This is a genomic window from Camelimonas fluminis (genome assembly GCF_014656355.1).
Taxonomy (GTDB): domain Bacteria; phylum Pseudomonadota; class Alphaproteobacteria; order Rhizobiales; family Beijerinckiaceae; genus Camelimonas; species Camelimonas fluminis.
Genome location: NZ_BNCG01000052.1, coordinates 1 through 13537, shown reverse-complemented (window position 1 = coordinate 13537; position 13537 = coordinate 1). Strand labels below are relative to the sequence as shown.

The window sequence follows — 13537 nt, the reverse complement described above, 5'->3', positions numbered from 1 at the left end:
ATCTGACAGCGTCAGTTTCGCTCCAGAGACCTCAAAGCACCAGGTTTTTCGAACCGTCCAGGTGTGCCGGTGCTCGTCTGGAACGGCCTCCATATGTCGTCCTCGCGCGCAAGCGCGATGACCCTATTGACGAGCGCGCGGATCACGGCCTCATCAAGCTCGGCTGGAACCCGTGGGCCAGTTCGGCGAATGCGGGAAGACGGCGGCGTCATACTCATCCATTCATCACACGGATGACTTAGGTGCAGCGTTGGGCACCTTCGACGATATGCGCGGTTCGCTCGGCGTGGCCTTTGGGCCCGAGGACAGCTCTGAACATCTGAAGCTCCGCCCGGCGAAATGCTTGGCAGGACGTTGCGGCCGCACAGATCGGACGATAGTTCTCGATCAGCATGATGGACCCGTCTTCCGCCTCCTGCCACTGCGCCAGTGTACCTCTCGGCAGAGCGAAGACCAGCAAGTGGCCAACGCGCTCTGCCAGGCTTTCGCTCCCCACAATCGCTGCGTTGCGCCGGCCCGCGTGTCATCTTCCTTGCGGTAATGACCGCGTTGAGCGCCGCTCACCGAGGCTGGTGCGAACGATGCCGGGCCTTTGAGCGAATCTAAGCACGCCTGTGAACCTGCTCGCTATCCCGTTTCCGTCTGTCATTTGCCGCAACTGTGGGTTCTGCTGTCACCTGTTTGGAAGATCACGCCGGCGATGCCTCTCGCATTGTGCGTGAAGATTTTCATCGGCACCGCCTTTGCAAATTGCCCTCCGTTGACCGGCTGCGGTCTTCCAGCCAGAACTCATCAATGACCGCCAGCTTCTATCAAAAAGAATGAACGGCGGACCGCCGTTCATCCCGTCGCCTATGGTATCATTCCTTCCGGAAATTCCGTTAGAGCTGCAAGCCGCGACGGCTGCGTAACGATGATGCGTGGTCGGCATCTTGCAATGATCCCTAACTCGTGCATTCGCGCGAGTTCACGGCTGACAACCTCTCGCTTCGACCCTATACGCAGAGCAAGGTCTGCATGGGTTGGGACCGGGTCTATTACGTAGCGCCCATCTTCCAGGCGGGCCGATCGCAGTAAGCTGTTGGCGATACGCGCGCGCACCGAGAGCGCAGTCGTTTCAAAACATTGCTGGAAGGCGAGTTCGAGACGCTCCGCCATCTGACTGAGTGCCGCCATCGCGACTGCCGGCGAGAGAGTTGCCAATGTATGAAACTCGCAGGCTTTCATCCTCCACACCACGGAGTTCTCCATGGCGACCACAGAGGCAGCAACGCTCCGACCAGGCGACGGTCCGAGCGCGCCGAAGCAATCGCCGGGTCGGCACTCGCTGCAAGCCACCTCCCATCCGCTGCGCGACACCATGACAACTCTTAGGCGGCCAGTGCGGACGATGAACACTTCGTTGAGCCGGCTGCCCTGCCTTAGAAGGTGATAGCCGCATGGAACAGCAACCACGCCCGGGCTACACTTGCCGGCCGTATGTGTAAGAGCAGCGAGGACTGCTTCGGTGAGCGGCGCCTTCGCCGCGCTTTCGCGCCCCGCAATCAAAATCGGTCCTCCGCATCATCACCGGGTTCGGACGACACGCTGCAGGCTGTTCGGGTGCAGGTGGCGATCACGCGTCGGACGCGGAGGCCTTTACAATCGACCTTGAAGACGGAGACTGCGTCCGATTTGTAAGCTTCCTCGATGCTCGCCGCCGGACATTTGGCCGCCAGCAGCGCTGCACTGAGCGGCGCGTCGCTAGCGCTCGCAGGGCCGACCGTCGCAGTTCCAATAACAGCGATCCTTACGCAAAGCCTTAAGGTTCTGATGCGGTTGATGCGTCGAATAAGTGTGGATGTCTTCATGGCTGATCTCTGAACGCCCGGCATATCTGCGATGCTCCGATGCGGAGCGCAGGCGCGGGACTTCGCGCGCCGCGCGTGACGTTAGCCAAGCGGAGCGACGCGTAAGACCGCGGCCGGAATGCTGTCTGAACAGGACCGCACGCCAGCAGATGGCGTCGCGCGTCCCAGCGCTATCGGATGGGGAGTGCGACGGCGCGTGGAGGTCGCTCCAAGTCCATGGGGCCGAGACCCGCGCCGTCTTCGTCAGGCGCGCGCAAGACTGCTTTCAGATCGCGCTGAATTGCCATCGCATGGCTAGGTAGCAGCGGGATCCACAAGGCACATGCCACGCCGCTGCATTCATGCACATGGGACTTCGACTGGGATTGCCCGCTCCCACTCGTCTCGTCTGCATCCACGAGATGAACGATCGGATGCAAGGTCGAAAGCGCCACAATATCGACCGGCTTAGACGTCAGCCCGTACACGGCGATCGATGCGATGAACAACCAGCTCAGCAGCCGGTGTCCCCAATGTCTTGGCCGCACGGAGCCGAACGACGCCATCCCAACCTCTGCGATTTCGCGAGTGAGGCCAGTATCGTGATGGCTATGTCCGGATTGAGGCGATGCGCGTAGTTATTGGGCCCTTGGCCGTCGAAGGTGGCTGCAGACCACGCTATACGGCGCTCTCATGCGTCATCCGATCCACCGCGGACGCATGAATCAGTCGGACAAGCGGATGTACGAAGCCTGATCCCATGACCTTCGGGGACATAGCCGAGCTCATCGCAGAGATCTCGAAAAGCGATCCGACGGCGTTCCTTCTCGAGCTCGGCGCTGTCGCAGCGCCGTTCGTGATCCTTGTCGGTAAGACCCTCCGGGCGACAGATGGGGCATGAGGCCATATGCACGACCTTCTCCCACGCCGCCAAGGCTTCCACATAGGCGCTATGAGCCGCGACCGTCTGCGACTCCAGGGACGATACGTGCTCTCCGTCCTGAACCACCCCGATGCTCCCCACTGGGATCGTTTCTGCGGTACGCCCCCGCAAACGAACCCTCTCTGACTCTTGGTGATCGGGGAGTTCGAAACCGTGCTAGACGGCCCTGTGGCCTTTAGTTCGGGAAGAACCTGTTGCATACGCCACAGGCTCCCCGACCATAAGGTCAAGGAGTTTGATGCCGTAACGGCCGGCACCAACCGCTAGCAGGGGTTTCGACGCCCCAGCTGCCGCCGCTCCAGCTTCGCCTTCGCGGTGATCGCGACCGAAGGCGGTCCTTCGAGGAGCCATCGAGCGGGAATTGGCCCGCTCCGGATGGAGCCTTCGAAATGTCGCACGATCTTTCCCTTGCCCAGAACCACGCCTTCCAGCTCGCTCGCACCCTGATGGTCCCGGTGACGCTCTTCAAATCCGGCGATGCCTACGGCGCACTGCCCTCGAACGAGCTCGACGACAGCGACGACCTGGAGCTGATTCACGAATTCGATCCTTACGAGCGTGGTCCGGCTCATTGAGCCGGTTCCGATGGCGCCGCGCGACGCGGCGCCTCGACTGATTCTTCACGACGACCGCGGCTTTGCGTGGCCGGGGAAGGAAGAAGAACCCAGCCGCTCCGTTGTGCCAGGGCCATCTCTCTCTCAGAGTCGGCCGATGATACCGGCAGTCGGACCGCGTCAAGGACGCGCGGTCATCCCCCAATTTCCCGCCGCCACCCGCAGGGCGGCGACAGAAAATCGGCACCCCCGCACGCCGGCTCTGCCGGTCGCTGCGCGATCCCTGACCCGGCCCTCCAGCGCCTGGTGGCCCTTCCTCCGTCATCGAGACGAAGGAGGTTCAAATGGAGAACGTTCACGACATCTACGCCGAAATTGCCGAACTCCGCGCCGAGCTTGCGCATTGCATCCTGACGCGTAAGGAGCGCCGCGAAACGCAGCAACGCCTCGATCAGGCGCTCGCGGAAGCGGAACGCCGGCAGCGCGAGGCGGCGGGGGCTTAGCCCCCTTTTTTGTCGGCGATGGCCGGCGATGATGCTGCATCGGGACCGAAGCGCTTGCGTCCCTCGGGCCAAGGCCACGCCTTGCGACGTGGACTTTGTCGGGCGGGTGGCCCCGCCGCCGGCGCAGAGGCATCTATAGGGCCAGCCTTTGACTATGACTGGCGTTGGCGAGACCGCGAGTACGACGCATCAGCTCGGTTGGACATGAGGGGCGGCGACCTGCCGATCGGGTTCCTGGCAAGGGCAGGTGCATGACATTCGAGCGAAGGCTGGGGATCGTGGGTCCCTTACGGGATGCGGCTGCGGTCGGCGAGCTGGACGCCGGCCTGCGGGAGAGCGAGTGCACCGTGATGGTGCCGTCGGGCGTGATTGCGGCAGCGATAGTGACGCGCATGTCCTCATTCCCAAGGCGTTTACGACAGCCACTCCCAATACGAACCCGATTGGCCTGGTCTGACCGAAGGACGAGTACGCTGCGCGTTCTCTCGATCTTGTCCCCGCAACGTCCGGCGACGACTTTTTTCCGCCGCCTTCGGCTTTGCATCGCGAGGCAAAAAAGCCGCCTCCGGCCGCCTTCCACTTCGTTTCAGCCCTTCGGGTGCGGGTCGATCGCCCCCGGTCTCACGACCGCCATCGGGTCGCGATGGGCGCGGCCCTGATAACAAGGAAATGAGACAATGGCTAACATCGGCACCTTCACCTCCAACGGCAACGGCTTCACGGGCACCATCCGCACCCTGACCCTGAACGTCAAAGCTCGGCTGGTCCGCATCGAGAACCCCTCCGACAAGGGTCCGCACTTCCGCATCTTCGCAGCGGCGAATGTCGAGCTCGGCGCCGCTTGGCAGAAGCACTCGGAACAGACGGATCGCGACTACCTCTCGGTCAAGCTCGACGATCCGAGCTTCCCGGCCCCGATCTACGCGACCCTGGTCGAAGTCGAAGGCGAGGAAGGCCTGCAGCTGATCTGGTCCCGGCCGAACCGGGACTGATCCGGGCGACAAGAGGGCCCCGCCGCGAGGCGGGGCCCTCGCCACGTTCGTGACGCGCCGCGAAGGCCCTAACTGCGAGCTTGAACGTCGGCATCGCGATAACCGCGGCGCCTTTTTGTACGCTCGAGCCGGCCGAGCGCGGCCGTCGCCTCTTCCGGCTCGTCGAAGGTCTCCATCATCGACTGGCCATTCGTTCCGATGCGGCCCCAATTCCGAATGAGCGACGCGCCGCCGAACAGCGTCGGCTGAAGTGCAAGCGCGTAGAAGCGCCGCATGTTCAGGTCCGGCTCAATGCGATGCAGGTGGAGCTGTTCGGGATCCTCGCTGGCCATGTCGTGAGTGTCGCTTCCTTCGGAAGCGGCGTCCAACGCCATCTATGAATCAATCTGGTCTGATCGATTCATCGGAGTGATCAATCCGTCGCACCAGCTTCGGCGCGATCCGCCTCTTGGTCGAGCCAGCTATGCGTCGCACTGGGGATGTGATCGATCCAAAGCCGCGAGGCGCTCTGGCATCGCGAGCAACTTCTGCGCGGCGGCGGTGATTGCCTCTGCGATCGTTGGATAGGTTTCCGCCGAGCTCACCGAAACGCCCCCCGGAAGCGTCACCGTCGCCTGATAGCCGTTGCCCTTCGGCGTCGCGGAGTGCGTAATTTCCGTCATCTCAATTCCCCTCCCGACGTTTGAGCCGCAATGGAATTGCAGGCGTTAGTGTTCTTGCTATCCGCGCCTTGAAGCGCCGCGAAATCGCAAGCTCGCCCGCCCATTGTCGGGAGCCGGGAAAAATCCGTCAGACAGACTTTCAAACTCGGCCTGGATGAACAATCGTCGAGGCTATTACAATGACGCGCGAAACGACGATGCCCTTTAATGAGTTCGGGTTTCAAGAAGTCGAATATGAAAGGTCGTATCGGCAGTTTGCGGCTCCTTTCCTGATCGAAGGAAAGGCGGCGAGTAATCTATTCTTCATGCACGAGGCGCAAATCGGCTTGGATGCGAGAACGCCCTCGCACACCGCGCCCACGATCGGCTCGTCGCGAAGCTTTGCCAGCGGATCGATCTGAAGGGCAAGGCGTTGGCCGCGGAGCGGCACGCTTGCTCGGATAGCTTAGACTATGCTTGGACCCTGATCCGCTGCCGTACGCGTTCGTAGAGCTGGACCTCGGCCTTGTGGAGCAGTTCGACGACGACCGCGAATTGCTGCCGATCGACATGGGTCGCCCAGCCGCCTTCGCAGCGCACGACGAGATAGTAATAGTCTCCGTAATCTTCCACACCACGTTTGAACGTCACGGTCGCGCACTGAACCGTTCCCTTCTCGCGTGCCTGGGGACCGGGTACGAGAGCGCAATTATATCGCGCTGCAAGTTCGGGGAACGGACCGTCGTCCTGTTCACGCTTGCGATAATGATCGAAGATCAAGTCGGGCTGGCACCCACGGACCAAGCGGAACGACATGCCGACGCCGGCATAGTCGTTCCGCGTGTGCCGCACCGGTGGATCGAATGCCAGCGTTACACGAATGCAGCGCTCGCCATTGCCCGCCTGGAACGCTTCTGGGATCGGAATCCGATAGACCGCAAAATGATCGAGCGCGAGCTCATCCTCAGCATAGAGGGTCACGCGCGCGTCGTCCGAGAATGCGGCGCGCTCGAGATCCACCAGACCGTGACCGACAATCGCCCGCGTTGCATCCCCACCAAGCAGCTGAAGCCGCTCGCCGGCGGGCGGCGGGATTTCCGCAGACCCTACAATGAGCGCGCGGACGAGATTGGCGGAGGCTTGCGGGAAGCGCGTCAGGATCTGAGCGGCGGTGAAGGCGACGCGCGGCGCGGCATAGGACGTGCCCGACCCTGCCGTGAAGAGCCGATCAAGATAGCTGTGATGCAGGGTCAGAACACCGGCGCTGCCGACGTCCTCCCCTCCCCGCAGCCTCGCGACGACGGCATCGAAAATCAGCGTGCCGCCAATCTCGACCACGTCGGGTTTGGTTGCGCCGCCCGGTCCCGGCCCGATCCGCGAGAATGGCGCCGGCTCATGCAGGCGTGTGATGGCGCGGACGCGGACGTCGTCGGCACGATCGGGATCGAGACCTTCGCCATGCGCGAGCGCGCCGACGGTGATGACGTTCAAGGCGCCGGCCGGCTCGAACAACCGGTTGGCATCCTCGAGAAGGTAGTGCGGATATTCCGTCACTGCCTGTTCGAGGCGATTTCCGCCGCGCGGGCTTCGATTGCCGGACGAGACGATGATGACGACGTCGAGCTCGCGCGCCAGTCCGTCGAGCGTGGCGGCCCATGTTCCGACCTTGCCGCCGTCGAAGACGCGCCGGCGGTCGGCCAGCGCGATCACGAAGACCCGACAGCCAAAGCGCTGGTTCAGGGTCGTGATCGCCTCGCGCATCTGCGAGGGTACGAGCCGCCGATCGTCAAAGCCTCCTTGGTCGTTCACCACCTTTGCCGCACAAAGCCGCGCGCCGCGCTGTAACCCGCCTGCGTCGAGCTGCGCACGAAGATCGCCGAACACGGCGACACCGGCCACGCGGGTGCCATGACCCCAGACGTCGGCGGTGCCGAGCTCGGCGGGAACGCCGATCGAACCGACAAGGATGTCCGCCAAAAATGGGTGATCGTTGACGCCGCTGTCGATGATGCCGATCAACGGGGCGTCATCAGCGACGGCGTTCAGCGGCGGCGCATCCGCCAGCACCATGTCGAGCGCCTCTGCCGTCGTCACATCCGGCGCCGGCGGCAGATCGATCGCCGCGATCTCCTCAACCGTCAGGAGAGTTCGCAACAGCTCCCCCGTCAGCTGCGCGCGAAACATGCTGATCGATGGGCCGACATAGCGATCGAAGACATCGCCAGCCCGTGCTTCGACGTAGCGAATGACATCCTCGATCTTGCGTTCGCGCAGGCGACGCTCGCCCAGATCCCAAAGCTCGATGTCCACCAGATAGGATGTCCGTGCGACGAAATCCGCGACATCAGCGAATCCTTCTTCACGCAAGCGTGGACCGATCCGATCGCGCGGCTCGACCGATCCAATGCTTTCGATTCCGGAGACGAAATTGACGTAGGGGGCGTGTTTCTGGCCGGGGGGTGGGCCACCCTGATAGGCATCAAGCCGCGCGCGGAAATCCACCATATCTTCGTTCGACGCGAACAGCACGAGGGTGCGATCTGCGTCGCTGGACAATACCGTGAGCCCCAGGCGTTCCCAGTCCTCCTCGAGAAGCGGACCCGTCATCTGCACGCGCAAAATCAAAGAAGGATCGACGAATTCGGGCTTGCGCCGACGTCGTTGCTCCTGCGTCGCAGCCTCGAGTTCGTCGCGCAGCTTCGTGGTGTGCTGGTCGCGATCGCGCACAGGCGGCGGACCGCCGCCGCCGTGCTTGCGGCGCTCGAATTGCTCGGGAAGCCGGACGAGTTCGAGATGATCGTATCGGGCCACGGCGCGCCTAGCTCGGCGGCGCGAGGCGAGACTGTCCTGCCCGGCGGCGCGCCTCGTCTTCCAAGGCGCGATTGAAGTCGCGGGCCTGCACCTGCTTGCGGCGCTCGATGATCATCGTCTTGACCGCCTGCGTGCAGACGCGCTCGATTTCGGCATAGGAGTAGCCTTGCAGCGCCGCCGCATGCTGCAGCGGATCGAACGCGGTGGCGATGTTCTTGAATTTGAGCCGTAGGAACCGGGCGATCATCGCCCGATCCGGCTTGTCGAACCAGACGACCTCGTCGAAGCGCCGCCACACCGCCGGATCGAGCGATTGATCGAGGTTGGTCGCGGCGATCAGAAAGCCCTTCGGCTGGATATGGTCGATGAACAGCAGCAGGCTGTTGACGACCCGGCGCAGCTCGTTGTGCTCGCTCGAGTCGTCGCGCGAGCGCGCCAGGGCGTCGAACTCGTCAAAGAACAGGACGCAGGGCTGTTTGCGCGCGAACTCGAAAATCTTGCGGACGTTGCCGGCCGTCTCCCCCAGGTAGGACGAGATCAGCCGATCGAGCTTGACGAGGAACAGCGGCAGACCGAGTTCGGCTGCAAAAATCTCCGCGCACAGGGTCTTGCCGCATCCCGGCGGGCCGCAGAACAGGAGCTTGGATCGGACCTTGAGGCCATGACGCCGGATGTCGTCGGCGCGGCGAAACTCTTTGACCAGGCCGAGCAGCACCCGCACGTTCGTCGCCCCGAGCACGATATCATTGCGCGTGTGCCGCGGCTCAATCCGCTCGATGAAGTCGGCGGCCGCTTCGGGGAACGGAAGCAGGGGCGCAAGCGCCTTCGGACCGCTCGGGCGGCTTGGGCCAGCCTCGAGTGTTTTGCGCAGGCTGCGCGCCAGCACGCGGTTGTTCTTCTTTTCCTCTTCGCCGATGATTTGCTCCGCCACGGCACGGAACTCATCGTCCCGACCGTAGCTGGCCAGCAATTTTTTCATCAACTCCCCGCGGGCCATGGCTGTACTTTACTTTCTCCTGCTCGACGAATCATAACCGCAAATGCAGCGTTTCACGATGGGGTTACTGCCTGATTTAAACAACGCAGATCGCCGGCGTCGGGCGACATCTAAACAACGCCCCACGCTCGATAACGTCCCCTCCCGGTCGCCTCCCGCAACCCGAGCTTTCCGACCAGGTCCTGCGCGGCGCGCGGCGTGATCTCCAGCTCTTCCGCGATCATGCCGGCTGATACGATCGGGCGGGTCAGCACATAGTCGAGCAGCGCCGGCAGGGAGGAGGTCGAGCGGCGGCCGTCGAGCTTGCGGGCCAGCAGGGTGCGGGCGGTCAGCCAGCGGTCGTGGTCCTTCAGCCCGGCCGCGGCCGCGGCGGCGATCGCCTCGAGCTGGACTGCGAGACGCCCTGCCCTGTCGGCCGGCCTCCGTCGCTCGCGCGGGATCGCCTTAAGTCCCTCGTGCAGGCACGGCAGGTGCATCCTCGCCTTGCCGCGTTCCCGTAGCAGGCTGGCGCCGAGCAGGCGTGCGAGCCAGGGAGTATGCTGCAGCGGCTCGATCGCGGCCCAGGCGTCTGCCGCGATTGCCGACGCCAGCGTCGGCGGCAGGTTGCGTGTTTGGTCGACGACGGTACGCCAGGCGTCGAGACGTTCGTCCTCGTCCCAGTCGAGATCGTAGACCAGCGGGTCCCGCTCGGGCTGGGGCTGGCGCCGCCCATTGCTTTCGCCCGCCAGCGTGCGATCGGCCTGGGCGATCGCGGCGTCCACGGCTGCGAAGACGTCGGCCAGCCGGTGGTCGGTGGGGGCCACGCGAAACGCCTCGCCGGTATCAGCGTCGCTGTCTTCGTCCTCCGGACCGCGCGCCTCATCCTCTTCCTCACTCCGGTTGAGCCGTTCCGCTTCCCGGTCGCCCTGCCCTCCCCTGCCCCGCAGCCCGGCGAGGCCGGCCGCCGACAGCGCCCAGTCGGGGTTGGCCGCGGCGATGCGCCGGCGCGTGCGCAGCACGGCGTGGGCGCGGGTCAGTTCATGGGTCGGGGCGCGGATGTCCATGCCGGCATCGTGGAGGACGAGATCGTCGAGGTGGACCAGCTCGCCTTCCAGCCAAAGACTGGCGCAGGCGTCAGTGAAGTGGGTGCGGGCGATCCACCCGTCGCGGATCGGGCTTTTGGCCAGGCGCTCGTCGAGCCGGGCCAGCGCATCCTCGGCGGCCGCGAGCCGTCCGGCGATATGGGTCCAGGGCAGCGGATCAGGAATTTCGTAGCCGGACTGCAACGTCTTGATAACTCTGAGCGGAATCGGTCAAACGGAAGCTATCACGAGCATAGCTTCCGTCATAGCGATATTCGCTTTCGCATCCTTTTGACTATCGATAACCACCCCTTATCGATAGTGTTGGACACGGAATCGCAAATCGGCGATTTTGGCCGCCCTCAGCCTGGAGAATCACGCCCGCCGGGCCTCCGATCGACGCGAGGACGCCGCCGCTGCCAGCCCCCTGCCCTCTTCCGGACGCCTTCGGCCGCCGCCGGCGGCCGTCACTCGGTGCGCGGCACGCTCCGGTGCGGCGCGCTGGTCGCGACCTCGCCGCGGGCGATCGCCACGAAGCGGCGCTTCACCTCGGCGAACAGGCCCGGCGTCAGGGCTCCAAAATAGCCGCTTTCGGTGTCGATATTGCGCAGGTCCGGCCCCGGCCAGGTGAAGCGGTTGCTCTCGGTCAGCACGATCCACGAGCGCTCGGCGTCGAGCCGCAGGCGCGCCTTGACGTCGGCCGGGATCTCGATCGCGTCGGCCGCATTGGTGGGCGGCGTGTGGGTGATCGGCAGGACGCGCACGACCGGATCGCCCGCCTCCGTCGTCATGACGATCGCCAGCACCAGGCACGGGCGGTCCTTGTCGCCCTCCTCCCGGCCCTCGCGGTGCTGCCAGTCCCAAAGATAGGCATAGCGGAAGACCCAGCCGAGCCTGATGTCGGTCGGCAGCACCTCTCAGCCGGCGGTCTGCTTGGCGGAGGCGCCGACCTGGTCGGGGTCCGGCGTCATCTCGGCGGCCTCGACCGCGGCGATCTCGGCGTCGCTGAGGTCGATGGTGCGCTGGACGCGGCGGTCGCGCTTCGACAGCCGCACGAAGTCCTCGTAGGCCATCAGCACGGTGCGCGGCCTGCCGTTCTTGGTGATCACCACCGGCTCGCGCACGGCGGCGTCCTGGTAGGCGCCGAAGTTCTTGGAGACCTCGGCGGCGGTCACGGTGGAAGCCATGGTCGGTTCTCCTTCGTTCCGGAATATACGGAAATCCCGCTAATCCCGCAAGAGGTCCTGCCATGACCCTTCCTCCCGTCCGCCTGCCCGACTCGGCCTCGATCCAAGCGGCACTGGCCGGCCTCGACCCGGCCCCGATCGACGCCGACCTCGTCCCCGCCCTCGCCGCCGCCTTCCCTGGCTTCGACTTCAGCCTCGCCCGGGTCGACGACGACTACTGGCGCGACACCCGGTCGGTCATCCAGCCGGACGGCACGCGCGTCGGCGAGCTGGGGCCGTGGATGACGGGCGAGCTCGCCAAGGATGGCGGCGACGTCAAGGCGACCTGGGAGCGCCTGAAGGACACCGGCCTGCAGATCACCGAGTGGCGTGGCGCCAGCGCCTTCGTCTTCGCGCCGACCGGCCCCGCTCCGGCCGACTACATTCAGATCGCGCTCGGCCGCGAGGTCGAGTGGCGCGCCGGCCCGGTCGTTAACCCGGACTACCGCCCGTGGGGTGAGCAGGAACTGCTCGACCCGAGCTGGCCGCGCCGTGATCCCCTGCCCGACACGGACCGCCTCGCCGGTCCGGTCTACCGCCTCCTCGACCGCGCCGGCAACGCTTTCGTCCACGTCCGCAGCTTCCTCGACCGCTGCGGCCGCATCGAGCGCGAGAAGCGCGAGGCCAAGCGGCCCGAGATGGAGCGGCGCGTCGTCCGGGAGACCGGACCGGGCGGCGCGACGCGCGAGACCCCCTTCCTCAACCTGGTGCCGGACTACTTCGAGTTCGTGCCGCGCGAGCTGCGCTTCTTCCGAGACTGGGAGGACTCGAGCGCCCGGCCGCAGCGCGTCTTCGCGCACTGGGCGCTGGACGCCCGCGACTATACCTACAAAGGCGAGCGCGAAGTGGGCTTCATCCCGCGGCCGCTGAAGATGCCACGAGAGCGGCTCCTGCTGACACCAGAGACGTCGGTTCACCAGTTGATGGACCGGATCGAGGCGGTTGACGGTGAGGTCGGCCTGCCCTTCGGCTGGTTCTTTCTGATGACCCATGGCCACTGGGTCGAGCCCGATGTCGGCCTCGCGATCGCGGAAGGCCTCAAGGCGCAGCGCGTCCGCCTGCCGGACGCGGATGCAGCGGTGCTACTGCGCTGGGCCGAGCGATCTTACGGATTCTGAGGCGTACCATGGACGACATTGTCAAAGGCCGATCGCTTAACGCCGAATCCAGGCGCGCGCTGGAGCTCGACACGCTTTCGGCCATCCTGCCGATGGACCGGCGCGATCGCCTCGCGCAACTGCTCACGGACGACGACGTCGCGACGCTCAAGCACCTCGCGCGCGAGGGCATGGGCGAAAACAGCCTGCGGGCTTTGGCATCGGATCTGGCTTATCTCGAAGGCTGGGCGGCGGCCGCCACCGGCGGGCCGCTGCCGTGGCCGGCGACGGAAGCGTTGGCGCTGAAGTTCGTCGCGCATCACTTGTGGGATCTGGCGCAGCGCGAAACCGACCCCCGGCACGGGATGCCGGCGGCGGTCGCCGGGCGCTGCGCGGGGAGGGGCTGTTGCGCAGCGCCGGCCCGCATGCGCCGAGCACCGTGAAGCGGCGCCTGGCGAGCTGGGGCACGCTGCACCGGTGGAAGGGGATCGAGGGGCCCTTTGGCTCTCCCGCCGTGCGGTCGGCCGTGCGCCTGGCGGTGAGGGCCTCGCCGCGGCCGCGCCGGCGCAAGAGCAAGCGGGCCGTGACGCGCGACGTCCTCGACCGCCTGGCCGCGACCTGCGCGACGGACCGACTCGCCGACACGCGCGACCTCGCGATTCTGCTGCTGGCCTTCGCCTCCGGCGGGCGGCGGCGCAGCGAGGTGGCGCGGCTGCGGATCGAGCAGCTGAGCGAGGAGCCGGCGGTGCCGCTTGATCCGCTCGACCCGAATTCGGCGACGCTGCCGTGCATCTCGATCCAGCTCGGTCGCACGAAAACCGGCGGGCCTGTCGCAAAATTTCTGGCGTTAACGCGAAGTTGGGGGCAGCGGGGCGAGGATGGT

15 protein-coding genes and 1 pseudogene are annotated in these 13537 nt (G+C 65.2%); 6 read left to right on the top strand and 10 right to left on the bottom strand.

All coding sequences use genetic code 11. The features are described 5' to 3' along the window. Positions 1-852 precede the first annotated feature (852 nt). From IE243_RS24025 to IE243_RS24130, 3 genes are all read right to left on the bottom strand, one after another. A complete protein-coding gene (locus tag IE243_RS24025) occupies positions 853-1455 on the bottom strand; it encodes a Crp/Fnr family transcriptional regulator (RefSeq protein WP_363317724.1) in 603 nt (200 codons plus the stop codon). A gap of 89 nt (positions 1456-1544) precedes the next feature. Beyond that, positions 1545-1850, bottom strand: a complete 306-nt coding sequence (locus tag IE243_RS20770; protein ID WP_191321225.1) for a hypothetical protein — start codon at positions 1848-1850, stop codon at positions 1545-1547. Positions 1851-2520: 670 nt separating this feature from the next. Further along, on the bottom strand, positions 2521-2772 hold the full coding sequence (locus tag IE243_RS24130; protein WP_505661117.1) for a transcriptional repressor TraM: 252 nt from the start codon (positions 2770-2772) through the stop codon (positions 2521-2523). Between the two features lie 389 nt (positions 2773-3161). Here IE243_RS24130 and IE243_RS20765 point away from each other — a divergent pair, with 389 nt between their 5' ends. The 3 genes from IE243_RS20765 (at position 3162) to IE243_RS20755 (ending at position 4821) form a co-directional block, all read left to right on the top strand. Continuing rightward, the gene (locus IE243_RS20765; RefSeq protein ID WP_034462712.1) at positions 3162-3347 is read left to right on the top strand and encodes a hypothetical protein; all 186 of its coding nucleotides are present in this window, start codon (positions 3162-3164) and stop codon (positions 3345-3347) included. A gap of 323 nt (positions 3348-3670) precedes the next feature. Further along, entirely contained in the window at positions 3671-3829 is a 159-nt protein-coding gene (locus IE243_RS20760) for a hypothetical protein (protein ID WP_160170419.1), read from the top strand. 677 nt (positions 3830-4506) lie between these two features. Next, positions 4507-4821, top strand: a complete 315-nt coding sequence (locus tag IE243_RS20755; RefSeq protein WP_034462711.1) for a DUF736 domain-containing protein — start codon at positions 4507-4509, stop codon at positions 4819-4821. A 68-nt stretch (positions 4822-4889) separates the two neighbouring features. Here IE243_RS20755 and IE243_RS20750 read toward each other — a convergent pair whose 3' ends face one another. Together IE243_RS20750 and IE243_RS20745 are read right to left on the bottom strand one after the other, a co-directional pair. After that, positions 4890-5153: a WGR domain-containing protein gene (locus IE243_RS20750; RefSeq protein WP_034462746.1), complete on the bottom strand. Its 264-nt coding sequence runs from the start codon at positions 5151-5153 to the stop codon at positions 4890-4892. 129 nt (positions 5154-5282) lie between these two features. Further along, positions 5283-5483 (bottom strand): hypothetical protein, encoded by a 201-nt coding sequence (locus IE243_RS20745; protein ID WP_034462710.1) that lies wholly within the window; start codon positions 5481-5483, stop codon positions 5283-5285. A 179-nt stretch (positions 5484-5662) separates the two neighbouring features. Between IE243_RS20745 and IE243_RS20740 the strand changes: the two genes are divergently transcribed. Next, positions 5663-5884: a hypothetical protein gene (locus IE243_RS20740; protein WP_034462709.1), complete on the top strand. Its 222-nt coding sequence runs from the start codon at positions 5663-5665 to the stop codon at positions 5882-5884. A 49-nt stretch (positions 5885-5933) separates the two neighbouring features. On the opposite strand, the gene IE243_RS20735 is transcribed toward IE243_RS20740, so the two are convergent. The 5 genes from IE243_RS20735 to IE243_RS20715 all read right to left on the bottom strand — a co-directional run bounded on the left by IE243_RS20735 (position 5934) and on the right by IE243_RS20715 (position 11518). Further along, positions 5934-8273 (bottom strand): S8 family peptidase, encoded by a 2340-nt coding sequence (locus IE243_RS20735; RefSeq protein WP_244643288.1) that lies wholly within the window; start codon positions 8271-8273, stop codon positions 5934-5936. A 7-nt stretch (positions 8274-8280) separates the two neighbouring features. Beyond that, a complete protein-coding gene (locus IE243_RS20730; RefSeq protein WP_244643287.1) occupies positions 8281-9252 on the bottom strand; it encodes an AAA family ATPase in 972 nt (323 codons plus the stop codon). A 128-nt stretch (positions 9253-9380) separates the two neighbouring features. Further along, positions 9381-10535: an RHE_PE00001 family protein gene (locus IE243_RS20725; protein ID WP_191321223.1), complete on the bottom strand. Its 1155-nt coding sequence runs from the start codon at positions 10533-10535 to the stop codon at positions 9381-9383. A 263-nt stretch (positions 10536-10798) separates the two neighbouring features. Continuing rightward, on the bottom strand, positions 10799-11245 hold the full coding sequence (locus IE243_RS20720; RefSeq protein WP_191321222.1) for a plasmid maintenance toxin (PemK-like): 447 nt from the start codon (positions 11243-11245) through the stop codon (positions 10799-10801). A gap of 3 nt (positions 11246-11248) precedes the next feature. Continuing rightward, a complete protein-coding gene (locus IE243_RS20715) occupies positions 11249-11518 on the bottom strand; it encodes a type II toxin-antitoxin system Phd/YefM family antitoxin (protein WP_034462705.1) in 270 nt (89 codons plus the stop codon). A 62-nt stretch (positions 11519-11580) separates the two neighbouring features. Between IE243_RS20715 and IE243_RS20710 the strand changes: the two genes are divergently transcribed. Then, positions 11581-12675, top strand: a complete 1095-nt coding sequence (locus IE243_RS20710; protein WP_191321221.1) for a hypothetical protein — start codon at positions 11581-11583, stop codon at positions 12673-12675. An 8-nt stretch (positions 12676-12683) separates the two neighbouring features. Continuing rightward, positions 12684-13537, top strand: a pseudogene (locus tag IE243_RS20705) (site-specific integrase); the annotation flags it as partial.